This window comes from Chitinimonas taiwanensis DSM 18899 (assembly GCF_900119825.1).
In the GTDB taxonomy this organism is placed as follows: Bacteria; Pseudomonadota; Gammaproteobacteria; order Burkholderiales; family Chitinimonadaceae; genus Chitinimonas; species Chitinimonas taiwanensis.
In genome coordinates, this window is the sequence record NZ_FPKR01000003.1 from 1 (window position 1) to 16973 (window position 16973).

General features: G+C 62.3%; 18 protein-coding genes. 8 read left to right on the plus strand and 10 right to left on the minus strand.

Annotation, left to right across the window (positions count from 1 at the left end):
* Positions 1-328 precede the first annotated feature (328 nt).
* The 4 genes from BT173_RS03680 to BT173_RS03695 all read right to left on the minus strand — a co-directional run bounded on the left by BT173_RS03680 (position 329) and on the right by BT173_RS03695 (position 5717).
* Positions 329-991 (minus strand): MORN repeat-containing protein, encoded by a 663-nt coding sequence (locus BT173_RS03680; protein WP_084658150.1) that lies wholly within the window; start codon positions 989-991, stop codon positions 329-331.
* Positions 988-3801, minus strand: coding sequence for a YjbH domain-containing protein (locus tag BT173_RS03685; RefSeq protein WP_072427289.1), 2814 nt, complete (start codon positions 3799-3801; stop codon positions 988-990). The genes BT173_RS03680 and BT173_RS03685 overlap by 4 nt, the downstream gene beginning before the upstream one ends.
* 89 nt (positions 3802-3890) lie before the next feature.
* Entirely contained in the window at positions 3891-4133 is a 243-nt protein-coding gene (locus tag BT173_RS19585; RefSeq protein WP_072427290.1) for a hypothetical protein, read from the minus strand.
* Between the two features lie 108 nt (positions 4134-4241).
* Positions 4242-5717 carry an AGE family epimerase/isomerase gene (locus BT173_RS03695; protein ID WP_072427291.1) on the minus strand — a complete coding sequence of 492 codons (1476 nt, stop codon included), beginning with the start codon at positions 5715-5717 and terminating at the stop codon, positions 4242-4244.
* A 138-nt stretch (positions 5718-5855) separates the two neighbouring features.
* On the opposite strand from BT173_RS03695, the gene BT173_RS03700 reads away from it, so the two are divergent.
* Positions 5856-6641: an MOSC domain-containing protein gene (locus BT173_RS03700; RefSeq protein WP_072427292.1), complete on the plus strand. Its 786-nt coding sequence runs from the start codon at positions 5856-5858 to the stop codon at positions 6639-6641.
* A gap of 4 nt (positions 6642-6645) precedes the next feature.
* Here BT173_RS03700 and BT173_RS03705 read toward each other — a convergent pair whose 3' ends face one another.
* Positions 6646-7707 (minus strand): YheT family hydrolase, encoded by a 1062-nt coding sequence (locus tag BT173_RS03705; RefSeq protein WP_217651395.1) that lies wholly within the window; start codon positions 7705-7707, stop codon positions 6646-6648.
* A 106-nt stretch (positions 7708-7813) separates the two neighbouring features.
* Between BT173_RS03705 and rfbB the strand changes: the two genes are divergently transcribed.
* From rfbB to BT173_RS19590, 7 genes are all read left to right on the plus strand, one after another.
* Complete coding sequence (rfbB, locus tag BT173_RS03710) at positions 7814-8881, plus strand: dTDP-glucose 4,6-dehydratase (RefSeq protein WP_072427293.1); 1068 nt, start codon at positions 7814-7816, stop codon at positions 8879-8881.
* A complete protein-coding gene (gene rfbA / locus BT173_RS03715; protein WP_072427294.1) occupies positions 8878-9762 on the plus strand; it encodes a glucose-1-phosphate thymidylyltransferase RfbA in 885 nt (294 codons plus the stop codon). Before rfbB ends, rfbA begins: the two co-directional genes overlap by 4 nt.
* Positions 9759-10304 (plus strand): dTDP-4-dehydrorhamnose 3,5-epimerase, encoded by a 546-nt coding sequence (gene rfbC / locus BT173_RS03720; protein WP_072427295.1) that lies wholly within the window; start codon positions 9759-9761, stop codon positions 10302-10304. Before rfbA ends, rfbC begins: the two co-directional genes overlap by 4 nt.
* Before the next feature lie 191 nt (positions 10305-10495).
* Positions 10496-11152: an energy transducer TonB gene (locus BT173_RS03725; RefSeq protein ID WP_072427296.1), complete on the plus strand. Its 657-nt coding sequence runs from the start codon at positions 10496-10498 to the stop codon at positions 11150-11152.
* 67 nt (positions 11153-11219) lie between these two features.
* Entirely contained in the window at positions 11220-11963 is a 744-nt protein-coding gene (locus BT173_RS03730) for a MotA/TolQ/ExbB proton channel family protein (protein ID WP_072427297.1), read from the plus strand.
* Between the two features lie 51 nt (positions 11964-12014).
* Complete coding sequence (locus tag BT173_RS03735) at positions 12015-12389, plus strand: ExbD/TolR family protein (protein WP_308417552.1); 375 nt, start codon at positions 12015-12017, stop codon at positions 12387-12389.
* Positions 12390-12392: 3 nt separating this feature from the next.
* Positions 12393-12569 (plus strand): hypothetical protein, encoded by a 177-nt coding sequence (locus tag BT173_RS19590; RefSeq protein ID WP_175545546.1) that lies wholly within the window; start codon positions 12393-12395, stop codon positions 12567-12569.
* Positions 12570-12580: 11 nt separating this feature from the next.
* Here BT173_RS19590 and BT173_RS03740 read toward each other — a convergent pair whose 3' ends face one another.
* Genes BT173_RS03740 through BT173_RS03760 form a run of 5 tightly spaced genes read right to left on the minus strand, consistent with a single transcriptional unit; the run spans position 12581 to position 16695 of the window.
* Positions 12581-13189 carry a tetratricopeptide repeat protein gene (locus tag BT173_RS03740; RefSeq protein ID WP_072427299.1) on the minus strand — a complete coding sequence of 203 codons (609 nt, stop codon included), beginning with the start codon at positions 13187-13189 and terminating at the stop codon, positions 12581-12583.
* Complete coding sequence (locus BT173_RS03745) at positions 13186-13968, minus strand: SDR family oxidoreductase (RefSeq protein WP_072427300.1); 783 nt, start codon at positions 13966-13968, stop codon at positions 13186-13188. The genes BT173_RS03740 and BT173_RS03745 overlap by 4 nt, the downstream gene beginning before the upstream one ends.
* Positions 13965-14639, minus strand: coding sequence for an iron-containing redox enzyme family protein (locus tag BT173_RS03750; protein WP_072427301.1), 675 nt, complete (start codon positions 14637-14639; stop codon positions 13965-13967). The genes BT173_RS03745 and BT173_RS03750 overlap by 4 nt, the downstream gene beginning before the upstream one ends.
* Positions 14636-16063: an AMP-binding protein gene (locus BT173_RS03755; RefSeq protein WP_072427302.1), complete on the minus strand. Its 1428-nt coding sequence runs from the start codon at positions 16061-16063 to the stop codon at positions 14636-14638. Before BT173_RS03755 ends, BT173_RS03750 begins: the two co-directional genes overlap by 4 nt.
* Positions 16060-16695, minus strand: a complete 636-nt coding sequence (locus BT173_RS03760) for a thermostable hemolysin (RefSeq protein ID WP_072427303.1) — start codon at positions 16693-16695, stop codon at positions 16060-16062. Before BT173_RS03760 ends, BT173_RS03755 begins: the two co-directional genes overlap by 4 nt.
* Positions 16696-16973 lie beyond the last annotated feature (278 nt).

The window sequence follows — 16973 nt, forward strand, 5'->3', positions numbered from 1 at the left end:
CCGTCATAGCCATCTTGGCGGCGTCAGTCCCGAGGCCTTTGAACTAGCCGCGGCGTGAGGCTGGAGGTTGTCTACCGTTTCCGGGACAGTCCACCCAAACATGGCCTTGGGCGGCATCACCCCCAAACAGCGGCTGGCCATGGTCGCTTACCTCTACTTCTGACTCCCGTTAAAAACGGGGGGATTACCTTATGAAACAGTAGTTCCTGTTTTTTGATGCGCTTCAGGTGTTCTCTGTTGAAGTGTGTGGTCTCTGATCTGCGAAGTAGTCCGGATGACTAATCAAAAGGTGATGAGCGAATGGGGCTGGTTGTTAATTCTGGACCTTCTAGCAGGGCTGCCAATCTTGGCCAAACTGTTGGTCTGTAATCAGTTTTTTGGTGGTTTTGCCATCCTCTTCAATTAACAGTGTGATGTCTGTCTTGGCCACGTTAGTTACCATGGCTCTTATTAGTCTGCTTGTTCCAATGCCTTCTTTTGTAACTGTGCAGACAGTTTGATTGAGTGAAATGGACGTCATGATGAGTTTCGTCGCTAGTTTTTTTCTGACTTCCATGTAGCTTTCGCCATAACGTAAACCTGCTTTCCATTGCCCAGAAAATTTATCACCATTGGGCCAGAAGTAAACGCCAAATCCTTCTCGCAGATCCTTCAGATATTCGCCTTCGTGGTTCTGGCCAGCCCAGGGTGATTGGCTGCCCCAAGTGTAGCTTCCCCAGCCCTCACGATAGTCGCCACGGAACTCACCGTGGTACTGGTCGCCGGTTTTGTGCCAGGTTTTAATCCCTTGGCCGTGTTTTTTTCCATTCTCAAAATAGCCAGTGTAGCTACTGACGGGCCCCTGAGCTTCACCAAAGCCATCCGCCAGGCCGGCACCGTTGCAAGCACCCTCGTAGCGCCCCTGCAGCTCAGGGTCCAGTACCCTGCAGCTGGCCTGTGCCAAGCCGCAGATGGTAACCATCACTGTGGCAATCATCCAGATTGGTTTCATTGCATGTCCCAGCGCAAGTTGATCGATCGTGTGCCAATTTGGACTTCCGGCTCGAGCTTGCTGCGTTTTCGATTCCAGTCCCAGCTATATTGGCCAGCCGCAATACCGAGCAGCGAGCCGGCAACTACATCGGAGAACCAATGTTCTCTGGAGCGCATACGGCCGTACTGGGTAATGGCTGGTAGGGCATAGAGTGCGGGCATCGCGTACTCCTGAGCGAAGGGCGTCACGACAGCAGTGGCCACCGCAACGTGGCTCGATGGCAGGCTGTGTCGCGATTGGCGACGATCGAAGCCTTCCAGCGAGTCTCCTGCATCAGCCTTCGGACGGGTGCGCCCAAATGCCCATTTGCCCGCTTCAGCCAGTACCCCTGCGGAGATGCCCGCCTGGAAGGCGGAGTAGGCTGTGCGGCTTAACCGGTTATTGCCCTCGTAAGTAGCCAGCGCACCCGATAGCGCCAAGCCTGCCCAAGGCAGGGCGTCGCCCGCGTCAATGACTTTTTGCGTGCTCTTGCTGGGTGTGGATTTGACACTTCGCCTATCCAGGCGGCTATCGAATCTGCTGGCTAACCAGATGGCACCGCCCGCGTAGGCGAGCTTGGACATGCCGCTGCGGCTGGCTGTGTCGCCCAACCCAGACCAGAGCATCTTGGCTTGGTCGTGAATTGGCTGTCGGTAAAAGAGCGTTTGCGGCACCGGCATCCGGTAGTCATCGTCGAGGTCATCCAGTTCGACCAAGCCGTCACGGTCCTCCCGGTTTGTCAGGTAGCGCGACACAATGCCGTAAAGGTCGCCTGGGTAAGCAACGATCTGACCTACATCACGCGTCCAGGGGGCCAAGCTGTAACGACCCACTGCCGCCGTGTCCTTGGTCAGCAGAATATTGAGCGGGATGGACAGGAAGACACCCTTGTCGTGGTAAGGGCTGGTCGGTGAGCCTGGCGACGTGATGTCATTGCCATTCGTGACCGTATACCACGCCCCCATTTCTACACCGGATCGGAAGCGCTTGGCGACTTCCGCCCTGACGCCCTCATCTCCCGCGAGGAAGCGCCCGGCGCGCAAGGTCGTGGTCAGGCCTTGACTGGGGATACGATAGTGGAGCGAGGCAATGGCAGTCGTGGTTTCGTAATCTCTGAACTTGAGTCCGCCACCGGTATCCCGCTGCCTGACCCGGTCGAGTGTGAGATCAAGGGTATAGGGGGCGCGACTGGGTTGATAGAGCACTTGCCCACCGATACCACCGAACATTTCCTCATACAAACCTGCGCTGGTGCGGCCATACCAGCCCTGGCCCAAGTGGAAGTACTGACTGATCGCCGCGCGCTCCAATGCCGCTTTGCTATCGCGCTTGTACTGCGCAACGTCCGAGCGTACGTGGGGCAGGGCGCTATTCGAATCTTGCGTGACGCTTGAAACATTCTCCAGAACCGACGCGGTGGCTGAGAGGTCGAGGAACGTGCGCTGGGCAAGACGGGCGTTTAAGGAGGCCTGTAGGTAGAGGTCGTACTTTAATACGCCGCTCGGGTCATTGAAGTAGGCGCCGAGTTTTGGTGCTATGCGCAACTGACTCAGCCCCCGATCGCGCACGCTGAGGGCTGCCACTTCGCCTGTGCTTTGCCCGGCCTCCAGATCGGCGCTGTAGTTGGGCTCATCCCATTGCGCGATCTGTTCTGCCGATGTCTCTGGCGAATCAGGTTCATTGGCGGACGCCTGTTTGATCGTGACCGACCGCGCAAGGTCTTCACGTGAGAGTGCGCCATTGAAGTAGCGGGCGAGGGCATCGGTATCGTTGAAGCGGTATTGGGTGACGGGCAAGCCGCCTTGCTTCAGGGTAATACTGATCTCACGCACACCAAAAGGTGCGTGAGCAAGCGCAATGCGCGCGGCGCGCCCTGCGGCGCGGCTAGGCAGAGCAATGCGCGTGTTGGCAAGTTCGATATCCAGCGTCGCAGCGCGGTAACTGCAATGAATGTCTCGATACTGCTGGCGCTGCAATGCTCGGAGGAGGTTTCGCTGGTACTGCCCGTCGTCTAGCCAAGCTTGTTCGGTTGGTCGCACTGGCAGCTTTTCCAAAGCCGCGGGTTCATTCAATTTTGGAATGAACTCTTTTCTATCGAGCGGGATGTCCACATATGCATTGGCGGTCATTGTCCCATCACGCATGCGTCCAACCTGCCCATTGAGCCACCCATACTGATAAGCGAGACCAATGTTAAGCCCAGGATTGCGCTTGTCCGCACCGCTTTCTCGTGCACGCGAGTCCGTTTCATATCTGTTGGCATCGTATTCTACAATGGCATCCAGATAAGCGAAGCTTGGAATCGGGTGGCGCAATCCAGCGAAGAGCCCCTTTGTTCGTTTTCGACCATAACCCACGCTGACGTCGGCTGATCCAACCTGTTTGCTGGCCACTAGGTAGTTTGACGTAAAGAGGCCGGTTCCCTCAAAGTCATCAATGCCCACCGCCAAAGCAGGTTGCCACGGGCCTTCGCTGAATATTTGTAGTTTGGCAGCGAATGCTTTGTCACCGTAATCGCCGTACTGGGGGCTATCAGGGAAACCTTCTACCCCTGAAATACGAGTGAAGCGTGCCGATGTCTCTAACCAGGGCATCAGTGCCACGCTAGACCAAAATGCACGGTAGGGTGACTGGAGGGCAAAGCCAGTCCGCCAGCTGCCCTCCTTTCCGATGCGCGCATCTGGCATTTGAATGAATCCACGCTGCCCATTCACCGTGCTGTCTGCGTGGGCAAATAAGGTACCGATCAAAAAGGCCAGGAGAAGCGGGGGCAGATTGGGGGTTTTCATTGATTAGGGGATGTCATCAAGAGCAACTGAACAAGCAAAAAAACAAATAGCCACCGAAGTGGCTATTTGTTCACTACTAAGCGATTGCTTTAGTGGTGCGACGGCGTGGTGTGGCTCGACGGGGTGTCGTCCGACGATGCAGTCACGGCAACGGCAGCAGCAGCGGCAACGCCCGCGGCGATCGCAGCGGTAGTGGCACCAGCAGCAGCACCAGCGCCAGCGGCACCAGCACCAGCGGCCGAGCTGCCAGCCGAAGTGGCAGCAGCTTCAGCGGCGTGGGCAGAGAACATCGACAGGGCGGCCACGGCGGCCAGAATCATCTTCAGCTTCATAATTGGTTTCCTCGCTTCAGTTTCAAATCGGAGGGCAAACAGCTTCCCACCTGCATGGTAATAGGCGGCTTGGCTAAAAGGCAAACAGAAAAACCTGAGTTGCCCACATTATTGTGCGGCTGTCGCCTTTTCGATGTTGCGCTGCGGCATGATCTGGAAGTCAACTTGCTGGATGTTGCGCTGACCTAGGCGCTGTTGCTGCACTTTCAGTACCGTTGCGTCGAATAGATAAGGCCGCAGTGCGGGGGCTTTGCGGGATGGCGGCTGGGCGAAGTAGAGCCGGCTGGCTTGCTTGGCCAGGGTCTGCGCGCTCAGGTAGCCGATCAGCGCATGCTCCATCGAGTGAAAGCCGTTTTTCCAGTGATGCTGCTTGAGCTGGCGGCCGTCGCTTTGCCCGTTGGCGGGCAGGCTGCCCCAGACCTCGCCGTGCTGGCGATCGACGAAGTGAGCCAGCCACCATTGACTCGCGTCATGCCAGCGTTCGGCGTCATCGCCTTCCAGCATGGCTAGCGTGGCAGCAGCTTGGCTGAGTTCGGCGTAGATCCACCAGGATTTGCGGTTGGAACTGCTGCCATCTGCCAGCCGTTTTTCTCCCCAGCTGCCGGTATCGGCAAGCCAGGCTTGCGCCAGCACCTTACGCATGCCTTCCCGGGCAAACTCGGCCAGGGCGGCATCTTGGTTCTGCTGTGCGCCCAGGTACAGCATCCAGTAGGCCTTGATGGTGTGGCCGTAGTCGTTGTGCCGGCCCTCGGCGCTCTCTCTATCGGCCGCCCCACGCGTGCCCCAGAACTGACCCGTGGCGGGGTCATGAAAGCGCGCGATCATGGCCTTGGAGAGCTGGGCGATATCGTTTTGCCAGCGTTGTTTGAGCGGACCTTCTGGCAAGGCCGGCGTGACCAGGATCAGGTAGGCGTTCAGCTGGTCAAGCGTGGCGACCAGCTCCTCGCGCTCGGCCTCGCCACTGCCATCGTCCTTGGCCACCCATTTGATCAGGCCGGTCTTCTTGTCCTGATAAGTATTGAAGATATGTTGTTTCAGGCGGATCAGGTCAGCCAAGACCTGGGCATCGCGGGTCAGGTAATACACCGAGGCGAGGCCCAGGGCCGCGTAGGACAGGTCCTGGCTGGTGCGCAGGCCGATGGCGGGCTTGGGCTTGCCGTTTTCGAACCAGCTCGCGGCGCTGCCACTGCGGTGGTCCAGCGCGCGCTGGCGCAGGTCGCGCACGCCCGCTTCGGCCAGCTGCAGGAGCTTGATGTCACCGGTCAGATGAAAGCCCATCGCGTACGCATAGATCTGCCGCGATTGCATGCGCACATACTGGCGGCCGAGCTCGGGCTTGATCCAGGCCGGTGGATCGGCCAGCTCGGGGCAGGGGGCTTCGCTGCGGTAGGCGCTGCCATCGTTGCAGCGGAAGGTGGGGAAGCGACCTATCGGCTCGCCTTGCGCGCCGACATGCGTCCACCAGGGCAAGAGGTCCTGCTTAGCATGATCTAGCCAGGTTTGCCCCAGACGAGGATCGGCTGCGCTGGCAAGCAGGCTGAGGCTGGCAAGCAGGCTAAGGCCGAGAGGGCGCAGAAATGACATGTAAAGCTCCGATTGGGCGACCGGCGCGCTGAGGAGGAAGCCGGTGCGGATGAAGGCTGGTCGAGGATTCTAGCTGCGGGGACGGGGGACTTGCGCTTATATTCGGCATTTGTCCGTGTAGCCCTCTCGGAGTTCAGCATGCAGCTCGCCGAAATACATATTCACCCGCTCAAATCCTGCCGTGCCCAACTGGTCGAGCAGGCGCTGGTCGAGCCCATGGGGCTGCAGCACGACCGGCGCTGGATGCTGATCGGTGCCGACGGGCAGTTCATGACTGGCCGGCAGTTTCCGCGTCTGGTGCTGATCGAGGTGGCGGCCGATACGCAGGGTGCCTGCTTTACGGCGCCCGATATGCCCGAGCTGCGCGTTGAGCGTGCTGACATGAACGAGGATGTGCCGGTGGAGGTCTGGCGCAGTGCTTTTGCGGCGCGCACCGGGAGCTGGGATGCAGACTTCTGGTTTTCCGACTTTCTCGGCGTGGCCTGCCGCCTGGTGTATGTGGATGCGCACACCACGCGGCGCACCCATGCTGACCCCAGCGTGCCGGTAGGCTTCGCCGATGGTTATCCGCTGCTGCTGATCGGCACTGCCTCGCTGGCCGACCTGAATGCGCGCCTGACTCAGCCGGTGAGCATGCGTCAGTTTCGCCCCAATCTGGTGGTGCAGACCGGGCAGGCATTTGTCGAGGATGGCTGGCAACGCATTCGCGTGGGCGAGGTGGTGTTCGAGAACGTCAAGCTCTGCTCGCGTTGCATCTTCACCACCGTCGATCCCGAGCAGGCGAGCTTGCATCCGAAGCAGGAGCCGCTGGCCACCTTGAATGGCTACCGGCGCAGCGAGGCCGGTACCATGTTCGGCATCAACCTTGTCGCGCGTGGCACCGGCTTGGTCAAGCTCGGCGATGCGGTGGAAGTCCTGGCCTGATGGTTTAGCGCGCGGGGCCGGTGCCGCCATGCTGATCGAAGAAGCTCATCAGGCAGCGTGGCAGCCAATCGATGCGGCCGGGGAAGGGGCCTTCCGCAAAGCCCACATGGCCGCCGCGTGCCGGCTGCAGCAAGGTGATGGCCGTGCTGACGTCGGCCGGGCCGGGTAAGGCGCTGGCGGGCAGGAAAGGGTCGTTGCGTGCATTGATCACCAGTGTGGGCACCGCGATCGCCCTCAGATGCGGCTTGGCGCTTGCACGTTGCCAGTAGTCGTCCACGCCCGCGAAGCCGTGCAATGGCGCGGTCACTCGTGCATCGAATTGCTTGAAGGTGCGGGCGGCGGCGATCTCGCGCGGCGACACATTCAGGAAGGACAGCTCCTTGGAGAACGTCGCCAGGTGGGCCAGGGTTTTCGGGCGCAGGGTACGCATGAATTCGCGTGTGTAGATGGCCTTGTTCAGGCCGCGATCCAGCACCTTGCCGGCTGCTACCAGATCGAGCGGGGCGGAAATCACTGCTGCGCCCTGTAAGACGCTATTCGCTTGCTCAGCCTGTTCGCCTAGCCACTTGGCCAGCGCATTGCCACCCAGCGACACGCCGGCGCTGAACAGCGCACCGGCGTGGACGGCTCGGAAGCGTCGCAATATCCAGTCGATTTCGCCCGAGTCGCCGGCATGGTAGGCACGCGGTTTGCGGTTGGGATGGCCGCCGCAGCCACGAAAATGCGCGACCGCAGCGCGCCATTGTCGCTGTTTGGCCATATGCATGAGCGCACTCGCATAGTGGCTGGCCGAGCTGCCTTCCAGGCCGTGGAAGTGCACCAGCAAGGGCGCGTCGGGCTGGGCGGGTGCGTCCAGCCAATCGATGGCGATCTCGTCGCCATCAGGGGCAGTCCAGATTTCCCGCCGGTAGGCGGGTGGCGGGCGCTTGAGCGCCAGGGCCGGGTAGACGGTATCGCTGTGCGGGCCGATTAGCCAGGCGGCTGGGCGGTAGGGCGGCAGGGTGTTGAGCATGCTCTCAGTGTAGCGCCTGTCGGCGCCGCCGCGCTCGTCGCAGCCTTGTGCCATATGGCCAAAGCGATGTTGGCTTAGCCTGTTACAGCTGGGCAGTGCGGCGAGGACTCGGTATCCTTTCGGCCTTGAATTCTATTTTGCATATTTTCACGGGTAAAACATGACCATCTTGGTAACTGGCGGCGCCGGCTTTATTGGCGGTAATTTCGTGCTCGACTGGCTGGCCCAGTCGGATGAGACCGTGGTGAATCTGGACAAGCTGACCTATGCCGGTAATCTGGATAGCCTGAAGAGTTTGCAGGGCGATGCGCGTCATGTGTTTGTGCAGGGTGATATCGGCGATCGCGAGCTGGTCGCCCGCCTGCTGGCCGAGCATCAGCCGCGCGCCGTGTTGAATTTCGCCGCAGAGTCGCATGTCGATCGCTCCATCCATGGCCCGGGCGATTTCATCCAGACCAATGTGCTGGGCACTTTCAATCTGCTCGAAGCCGTGCGCGCCTACTGGGCTGCGCTACCCGAGCAGGCCAAGGCGGCTTTCCGCTTCCTGCATGTGTCGACTGACGAGGTGTACGGCACGCTGAGCGAGACCGATGCGCCGTTTTCGGAAAGTAACCGCTACGAGCCGAACAGCCCTTACTCGGCCAGCAAGGCGGCCAGCGATCATCTGGTACGTGCCTGGCACCACACCTATGGCCTGCCGGTGCTGACCACCAATTGCTCGAACAACTACGGCCCCTACCACTTCCCCGAGAAGCTGATTCCATTGGTGCTGCTGAATGCCCAGAAGGGCAAGCCGCTGCCGATTTACGGTGATGGCCAGCAGATCCGCGACTGGCTGTATGTGAAGGATCACTGCAGCGCGATCCGCCGCGTGCTGGAGGCCGGTCGTCTGGGTGAGACCTACAATGTCGGCGGCTGGAATGAGAAGGCCAATCTTGAGGTGGTGAAGACCATCTGCGCGCTGTTGGATGAGCTAAAGCCGCGCGCCGACGGGCAGTCGTATGCGACGCAGATCACCTTTGTGCAGGATAGGCCCGGCCACGACCGTCGCTATGCGATCGATGCGCGCAAGCTGGAGGCTGAACTTGGCTGGAAGCCAGCCGAGACCTTCGAGAGCGGCATCCGCAAGACGGTGGCCTGGTATCTGGCCAATCAGGACTGGGTGGAGAATGTGACGAGCGGCGCTTACCGCGACTGGGTCTTTACGCAATACGGAGCTAAGCCATGAGCGCGCGCAAGGGCATCATCCTGGCCGGTGGCTCGGGCACCCGGCTTTATCCGGCCACGATTGCGGTCAGCAAGCAGCTGCTGCCCATCTACGACAAGCCGATGATTTATTACCCGCTCAGCACGCTAATGTTGGCCGGGATACGCGACATCCTGATCATTTCCACCCCGCAGGACACGCCGCGCTTCGAGCAGCTGCTCGGCGACGGCCGTCAGTGGGGGCTGAATCTGCAGTACGCGGTACAGCCCAGCCCGGATGGGCTCGCGCAGGCCTTCATCATCGGCGAGCAATTCATCGGCAGCGATAATGTGGCCCTGGTGCTGGGTGACAATATCTTCTACGGCCACGAGTTCGCCGAGCTCTTGCAGGCCGCCGCCGCCAAGACGGAGGGCGCCAGCGTGTTTGCCTACCATGTGCACGACCCCGAGCGCTATGGCGTGGTGGAATTCGATGCTGGCGGGCGGGCGATCAGCATTGAGGAAAAGCCGGCCCAGCCCAAGTCCAACTATGCGGTGACCGGTCTGTATTTCTACGATCAGCGCGTGGTCGAGATCGCCAAGGGCATCCGTCCCTCGGCGCGTGGCGAGCTGGAAATCACCGATGTGAACGCCGTCTATCTGCGCGAAGGGCAGCTCGATGTGCAGACCATGGGGCGCGGCTATGCCTGGCTGGACACCGGTACACATGAGTCGATGCTGGAAGCGAGTCAATTCATCCAGACCATCGAGAGCCGTCAGGGCCTCAAGGTTTGCTGTCCGGAAGAGATTGCCTTCCGTCAGGGCTGGGTGGATGCGGCGCAGCTGGAACAGCTCGCGCAGCCCCTGAAGAAAACCGGCTATGGCCAATACCTGCTGCAGATTTTGAAAGAACCCCGACTGTGAATGTGATCGATACCACGATTGCCGAGGTGAAGATCATCGAACCCAAGGTGTTCGGTGATGAGCGCGGCTTCTTCTACGAAAGCTTCAACCAAGCGCGCTTCGAGGCCGCGATTGGGCGCAGCGTGAATTTCGTGCAGGACAACCATTCGCGCTCGGCCAAGGGCGTCTTGCGTGGCCTGCACTACCAGCTGCAGCAGGCGCAGGGCAAGCTGGTGCGTTGCACGCTTGGCGAGGTGTTCGATGTGGTGGTCGATATCCGCCGCAGCTCACCGACTTTCGGTCAGTGGGTGGGCGTGAGCCTGAGCGCCGAGAACAAGCGTCAGCTCTGGGTGCCGGAGGGCTTTGCGCATGGCTTCCTGGTGGTAAGCGAAGTGGCCGAGTTTCTGTACAAGACCACCGATTACTATGCGCCTGCGCATGAGCGGGCGATACGCTGGGACGACGTGCAGCTCGGTATCCAATGGCCTTTGCAGAGCGCGCCGGCGCTGTCGGCCAAGGATGTGGCGGCCTTGAGCTTCGCCGAGGCCGAGGTTTTCGCCTGAGCCCCCAGCGCGGCACTACCATCCCTGACACGCCCTGCCATTTTGGCAGGGCGTTTTCATTTAGCGACCGGTGCAACCGATCGGGCACATGACTTTGTTGCGATGCAGGAAAATTTTACCGCTGCATACAATTGCCTTAAAATAAGAATAATTCTCAAAAGCATTCTTAGTCTTATTCCCTCAAGGCCTTGATGTCCAAGCTGACTCGTCGGGCGTTGCCCTTATTGCTGATCTGCACGGCCCATCTGCTGGGCCTGTTGGCACTGGCCTATGGTCTGGGCAGCAGCCCGCCAACGCCACCGCAGGCGGTGATCAGCGCCGGGGTGTTGCCGCCGCAGCCCTTGCCCGTCGTCGCCCCGCCATCCGAACCGACGCCAGCGCCGCCCAAGCCGCAGCAAAGACCCACTCCACCCAAGCCGGCGCCATTGCCGCCGTCGAAAAACGCGCCACCGGCCCCGGATGCGATTACCGCGCCCGCCGCCGAGCCGCAGCCCGTGCAGCCGGAAGTGGCGCGCGCCGAAGCGCCGCCCGCCCCGCCGGCACCACCAGCACCGCCCGCGGTGGTACCACCGCGCAGCGATGCCGCCCATCTGAATAACCCGGCCCCGGCCTATCCGACCCTGTCACGCAAGCTCGGCGAACAAGGGCGCGTGCTGCTGTCGATCTATGTGCTGGCCGATGGCACCGTGGGTGAGATCAAGCTCAAGCAATCGAGCGGTTTCAGCCGTCTCGATGAGGTGGCGCTCAGCACGGTCAAGCGCTGGAAGTTCGTACCGGCGCGCCAGGGCGATAACGCCATTGCCTACTGGTATGTGCAACCGCTGAATTTTTCCCTGAACGCGGGCTAGGCCTGCGCGCATCAATGATGGATATCCGGCCTTGCAGCAAGCGGGCCTTGTTTGGAGAGACGTAGCAATGGAACAGAGTCATTTCAGCCTGGCCAATATGTGGGCGCAAGGCGATGTGGTTACCCGCGGCGTGGCGATTGCCTTGCTGCTGATGTCGATTGCGTCCTGGTATGTGATCGTCACGCGTGCGCTGCGCCAGATGCGCCAGCGCCGCATGGCTCAGTCCGCCACGGCCGAGTTCTGGCATGCGCAGTCTTTCAGCGCCGGCCTGCACCTGCTGGATGGCGATCGCGAGAGCAATCCCTTCCGCCATCTGGCCGAGGAAGCGCGCGATGCGGTTGCCCACCATCGCGACAGCCAGGACGATCTGCACGGCCAGCTGGCGCTGACCGACTGGGTGACCAGCTGCCTCAAGCGCGCGATCGATGAATCGGTCGAGCGCATGCAGTCCGGCCTGTCCATCCTCGCTTCGGTCGGATCCACCGCGCCCTTCGTGGGCCTGCTCGGCACGGTGTGGGGCATCTTCCATGCACTGATCAGCATCGGCTTCTCGGGCCAGGCCAGCATCGACAAGGTGGCGGGCCCTGTGGGTGAGGCGCTAATCATGACCGCCTTTGGTCTGGTGGTCGCCATCCCGGCCGTACTCGGCTACAACGCGCTGACCCGCGGCAATAACGCGCTGCTTGGCCGCATCAACCGCTTCGCCCACGACCTGCACGCCTACTTCGTGACCGGTGCGCCGGTGGTGCGCCCGGAAAACAATGGCAAGCCGGTGCTGACCACCGTACGCAGCCAGCAACAGGTGGGCTAAGCGATGGCGTTCGGAAGCGGAAACTTCGAAGGGCCCAGCGGCGGCGGGGTGATGAGCGAGATCAATATGACTCCGCTGGTCGATGTGATGCTGGTGCTGCTGATCATCTTCATGCTGACCGTGCCGGTGATCACCCATTCGGTGAAGCTTGATCTGCCGCGCGCCGAGAATGCGCCGAACGAGATCAAGCCCAAGACGGTGAACCTGGCAATTACCGAGGACGGCACGCTGTATTGGAATGAGGCGGTAGTCAGCAAGGAAGACTATGCGGCCCGCTTAGCCGAGCTGGCCGTGCAGACTCCGCAGCCCGAGCTGCATATCCGTGCCGACCGCAAGGTGCAGTACGAGCATGTGGCCCAGGCCATGGCGGCCGCCCAGCGCACCGGTGTACACAAGCTCGGCTTTGTCACCGAGCCGGGGCAGTAAACGATGTGGATCGCGCTCATCCTGCTCACGGGCGTGATCCTGGGCGTGGCCTGGCTCAGCTACAGCATGCCGCCCTGCATGCGCTGCTGGCGCCACGGCCACTGCCAACGCGCAACCCAATGCCAGGGCGAGCGCAAGGCGACGACGGTGCGCTGGCGCCTGTCGCCGCCGCGTCTTTAGTTATCTCGCCTTTAGCTTTCCAACTTGGCTAGCAGGGCGTTGATCTCTCCCTGCCGCCCACGATCGGCACTTTCCCGGCCTGCACGGGGCGCTGCGCTGCGTGCCTTGAGTAGATGCTGGCGCGCAGCGACCTTATCCCCCTGGTCGAACAGGAACTCGGCGTAGAAGTAGTTGCTGTCTATGCCGTCCGGATTGGCCGCCAACCCGCGCTTGAGTAGCTCGGCCGCTTTCTTGTCATCGCCAAAGCCAATCGGCCAGCCCGGCACCTTGTGGTAGAGCACGCCCAGCGAGGTCAGGGCCGAGCCATTGAGCGTGCTGGCGTCCTTGGCGATCACCGCCTCGAACGCCGCCTTGGCCGCCTTCGCATACTTGAGCGCACCCAAGCCGCCCTTAGCGCCCGCATAGCTGGAATTGACGATGCCCTTCCAGGTCAGCAGGGCTAGGTCCTGCGCGCCTGCGCTATCGGTGTCCTTGACCAGCTGGGCGAAGGCCGCTTCCTTGGCATCGCCCTGCAGCTGGTACTGTGCTTCGGCCCAGCGCTGCTGAACCTGGCCGAGGTCAGCCGCCAGGGCAGCGGCGGACAACAAGAGGCCGATCAGGATCTTGGCGACGGTTTTCATGTTTTCTCTCCTTGCGCATAGCGGCGCACAATGGGTAATTGCTTGGCCAGTGCGCCATCGACGGCGCCGGGCAGAATCTGATTGAGGCGGAAGAACAGCTTTTCAGGCCAGCCGAGCACCCATTCGCGCACCGTTGTCTTGCGCAGGGCGCGCATGAGCTCGGCGGCGACCTTTTGGGGTGCATCCACGGCGGTGCCCAGTTCCGCATGCATCGCGCTGACCCGTGCGTCGTTCAGTGCGGTGTCGACCGCGCGCGGGGCGAAGTGCAGGATGCGTGGACCGTGCTGGCCGGTTTCGCGCGCCAGCGCCTCGCTGAAGACGCGCAGGCCGCCTTTGCTCGCGCAATAGCTGGCAAAGCCGGGGTAGCCAATGCTGCCGAACACCGAGCCGACATTGACCACGGTGGCCGCGGACCCAAGCTGTGGCCAGAGCGCGCGGATCAGCTTCATGGGAATGGCCAGGTTCAGTGCCAGCGTGGCGTCGATCTGCGCCTCGCTCTGGCTGGGGAAAAGGCCGAAATGCTGGATGCCGGCTGCGTTGATCAACAGACCCAGCGGCAGCGGCTGGGCGTTCACCGCGTCGGCCAGCAGGGCCGGGCTATCCGGGTCGTTCAGGTCGAGCGGCAGTGCGCGCGCGCGCGGCCCCAGTCGCTTGGCCAGCGCATCGAGCTTGGCCGCATCGCGTGCAATCAGCCACACCTGCCAGCCTTCACCCACCAGGGCCTGGGCAATGGCCGCGCCAATGCCGCCGCTGGCGCCAGTCAGCAGCGCGAGTTTCATACGGCCTCCGCGACGCGTGTTTCGCGCTCGGTCAGCGAGCGGAACACATTGCCGTACAGCACGAACATGCGTCGCGCCATATGGATGATGGCGTCCTGGTCGGTCGGGTCGTCGAGGCGGTTGACCAGTTCCTCGTAAAAGCGGATGTGCGACTGATCAAGCGCGCCGTGGCTGCTCAGATAGGTCATCGCCTGCGCGGGCAGGCCCAAGGTCTGGCGGATGATGCCGGCCATCGGGGTGGCCAGATTGACGCTGGTGCCTTCCAGCACGAACACCATGCCAAAGAAGCTGACCGGATTGCCGCGCATCACGCTATCCCAGGCGTAGCTGACCATCAGCTCGGTGCTGGCGTGCGGCTGGCCATGGCGCACTGCCTCGGCATCCGCGCCGCAGGCGGCGATATCGCCAAGTATCCATTCGTCGTGGCCTTTCTCTTCATCGATGTACTCGACAATCGCATCGAACAGCGGGCGCTGATCGGCACGCAGGCGGCTACCCACTGCCATCAGCAGCGGCACGGTGTGTTTGACGTGGTGGTAAGCCTCGGTGAGGAAGGCCACATAGCGCGCATGCGGCACCACCGCGCGCTGGCAGTCGAGGATGGCCGGTGCGGACAGCAGATAGGCGCGCTCGGCAGCGGTTTCGGCTTGCAGGCGTTGATAGAAGCTCATGTATTTTCCCCTAGCCCGATAAGGCGATGGTTGGACAGGATTGTTTCGCGGCACAAACGGCCATTGGCGGTGATTTCACCGGCCGCCACGCTCAGCGGTTGCTCCAACAGCTGCCAGCCGCTCAGGCGTGCGTAGCCCGGTAATTGGTCGTTGTGGGCGGCCAGCAGCGCGTTGGCGGCCAGCGCCTCGCTGCTGAAGAACAGGCCATGCAAGCCGTGCTGCTCATCGCCGTAGACGAAGGCCTGGCGTATGCCGGGCAGCGCGCAGAATTCGGCCTCCAGCCATTCGGGCGAGACATTCCGCCCCATGCCGGTGACGATGGTGTTTTTCTTGCGCCCAAGGATGGTCAGAAAGCCATCAGCATCGAGCTGGCCAAGATCGCCGGTGGCGATCTGCGCGGAGGCGCTGTCCTGGCCCAAGTAGCCGAGCATGGTGTTGCCGCCTACCAGCACCTCGCCATCGGCTGCGATGCTCACCTGCACATGGGCGAGCGGCTTGCCCACGCTGCCGATGCGCTGCGCGCCGACCCGGTTGAGTGCGACGACTGAGGCGGCTTCCGACAGGCCATAGCCTTCGAATACCGGCAGGCCCAGTGCCTGCGCCTGCAAGAGCGTGGCCTGCGCGCTCTTGCCGCCGCCCACGGCCAGAAAGCGCCAGGACTTGCGCAGCTGACCAGCCGCGGTGGCGGCCACCAGCCACTGCAAAGTGCTGGGCAGCAGGATCAGGCTATCGGCCGCGCTGGCCGCCAGGGTGCCGATAAAGCGCGGCACATCGGGCGGGAACTGCGCCATGCCAAGGCTGGCCAGCGGCATCAGCTCCACCGGCACGCCGCGCAGCAGCGGCAGGTAGACGCCGGCCAGGTTCTCCAGCAAAACTGCCAGCGGCATCACGCACAGATGGCGGCTGACTGCCAAGGGGCCGATGGCGGCATCCAGCGCGGCCACGGTCGCATCGAGCTGGGCAGCCGACAGGCAGACGCCCTTGGGCGCCCCGGTGGTGCCCGAGGTATAGGTGAGCTTGCAGGTGCCGGACGGCAGCGGTGCGGCAGTGCCGGTGTGTGGCAAGGGCAGGGCAGTCAGCTGGGTGCTAGGCAGGGCCTGACCGCGCGGGTCGGGCGAAATCAGCCAGCGCGCGCCGCTATCGGCCAGCACATGCTGGCGCTGCGCCTCGCTGAAGAAGGGCGGCAGTGGCAGGCCGGCGATACCCGCCTGGGCCAGCGCCAAGTCGAGCACCACCCAATCGATATCGTTGTCGGCCAGCCAGGCCAGTGGCCCACTCCAGCCTTGCTGGCTCAGCCAGTTGGCCAGCGCGTCCACCCGCTCGGCCAGTTCGGCATAGCTGAGCGTGTGCGCCGGGCTGATCAGCGCCGGGGCATCGCCCTGGCGTTGTGCATGCGTGTGCAGGGCGTGCAGGACGGCTTTCATCGCTGCCCCTCCTGCGTGCTGAGCTGGGCGGCGGCGCGGGCCAGAATCGGGTTGGCTTCCAGCGCCGCCAGGCCAGCAGCGATATCGCCGACCATGACAATCGGCTGCTGCTGGTAATAGGCGCCCCAGTTCTCGGGCTGCGGCACGCGCTCGGCCGCCGCTTCGCTCAGGGCGGTCAGCGGCAGGCCCATGCGCCGGAAGGTGGCGCGTACCGGTGCAGTCAGCGTGAACACCACATAGCGGCAGCGCGTGCTGGCCAGGTAACGCATCATCGCCAGGATCAGGCTATGGGTGTGGCCACCCTGGGCGGCCAGATTCCCGAGTTCGACGATATCGGCGCGCGCCACCGGGCGGTTCAGTGCCTGGGCCACGGCCATCTCCACCGGCTGATTCAGATAGTGCTCAAGAAACAGGCTGCCGCGCTCGGCCGATTGTAGGCCGGCCGTGGCCAGCAGCTGGCCATCGGCTGCGCGCACGGTGAACTGCTCGGGCAGGAGGCGAATGATGCGTGCCTCGTGCACGGCCTGAAAGCGGGCACGCACAAAGGGAAAAATGTCGGGCACATCGGCCGACTCCAGGCGTGCTTGCAAGCACGGACGCGGGCTGTAGGGATAGGCACTCAAGGCGGGCATCGCTCGTTCTCGTTCGTTTTCCAACCGGACGAGCAGATGCTGAGGGCTGTGGCTTAAAGCCAGCTTAAGGGGGGTGTTGCGTGCTGGATAGAGCGCGATTCCGCCGCCGCGAACAGTCGGGTCCGGCTTTGCGGGCGCGGCGTCTCGCCAGCCGGACAGGCGCGGGCTGGCTTTGACAGGCTTTCGGCACTGGCTTGTCCGGCTGGGCAGGCAGGCAGCGGAGCCGGACTATGTGTTTACCCGCGTGATTAGTGCATTTGTTCTTATTTTTCAGTGTC

Excerpts from the sequence above, each read along its gene's own strand:
- BT173_RS03750 (WP_072427301.1), bottom strand. The coding sequence starts at position 14,639 with ATGAGCTTCTATCAACGCCTGCAAGCCGAAACCGCTGCCGAGCGCGCC.
- BT173_RS03760 (WP_072427303.1), bottom strand. The coding sequence starts at position 16,695 with ATGCCCGCCTTGAGTGCCTATCCCTACAGCCCGCGTCCGTGCTTGCAA.
- BT173_RS03740 (WP_072427299.1), bottom strand. The coding sequence starts at position 13,189 with ATGAAAACCGTCGCCAAGATCCTGATCGGCCTCTTGTTGTCCGCCGCT.
- BT173_RS03755 (WP_072427302.1), bottom strand. The coding sequence starts at position 16,063 with ATGAAAGCCGTCCTGCACGCCCTGCACACGCATGCACAACGCCAGGGC.
- BT173_RS03705 (WP_217651395.1), bottom strand. The coding sequence starts at position 7,707 with ATGGCACAAGGCTGCGACGAGCGCGGCGGCGCCGACAGGCGCTACACT.
- BT173_RS03725 (WP_072427296.1), top strand. The coding sequence starts at position 10,496 with ATGTCCAAGCTGACTCGTCGGGCGTTGCCCTTATTGCTGATCTGCACG.
- rfbB (WP_072427293.1), top strand. The coding sequence starts at position 7,814 with ATGACCATCTTGGTAACTGGCGGCGCCGGCTTTATTGGCGGTAATTTC.
- BT173_RS03680 (WP_084658150.1), bottom strand. The coding sequence starts at position 991 with ATGAAACCAATCTGGATGATTGCCACAGTGATGGTTACCATCTGCGGC.
- BT173_RS03745 (WP_072427300.1), bottom strand. The coding sequence starts at position 13,968 with ATGAAACTCGCGCTGCTGACTGGCGCCAGCGGCGGCATTGGCGCGGCC.
- BT173_RS19590 (WP_175545546.1), top strand. The coding sequence starts at position 12,393 with ATGTGGATCGCGCTCATCCTGCTCACGGGCGTGATCCTGGGCGTGGCC.
- BT173_RS19585 (WP_072427290.1), bottom strand. The coding sequence starts at position 4,133 with ATGAAGCTGAAGATGATTCTGGCCGCCGTGGCCGCCCTGTCGATGTTC.
- BT173_RS03730 (WP_072427297.1), top strand. The coding sequence starts at position 11,220 with ATGGAACAGAGTCATTTCAGCCTGGCCAATATGTGGGCGCAAGGCGAT.
- BT173_RS03700 (WP_072427292.1), top strand. The coding sequence starts at position 5,856 with ATGCAGCTCGCCGAAATACATATTCACCCGCTCAAATCCTGCCGTGCC.
- BT173_RS03735 (WP_308417552.1), top strand. The coding sequence starts at position 12,015 with ATGAGCGAGATCAATATGACTCCGCTGGTCGATGTGATGCTGGTGCTG.
- rfbA (WP_072427294.1), top strand. The coding sequence starts at position 8,878 with ATGAGCGCGCGCAAGGGCATCATCCTGGCCGGTGGCTCGGGCACCCGG.
- BT173_RS03685 (WP_072427289.1), bottom strand. The coding sequence starts at position 3,801 with ATGAAAACCCCCAATCTGCCCCCGCTTCTCCTGGCCTTTTTGATCGGT.
- BT173_RS03695 (WP_072427291.1), bottom strand. The coding sequence starts at position 5,717 with ATGTCATTTCTGCGCCCTCTCGGCCTTAGCCTGCTTGCCAGCCTCAGC.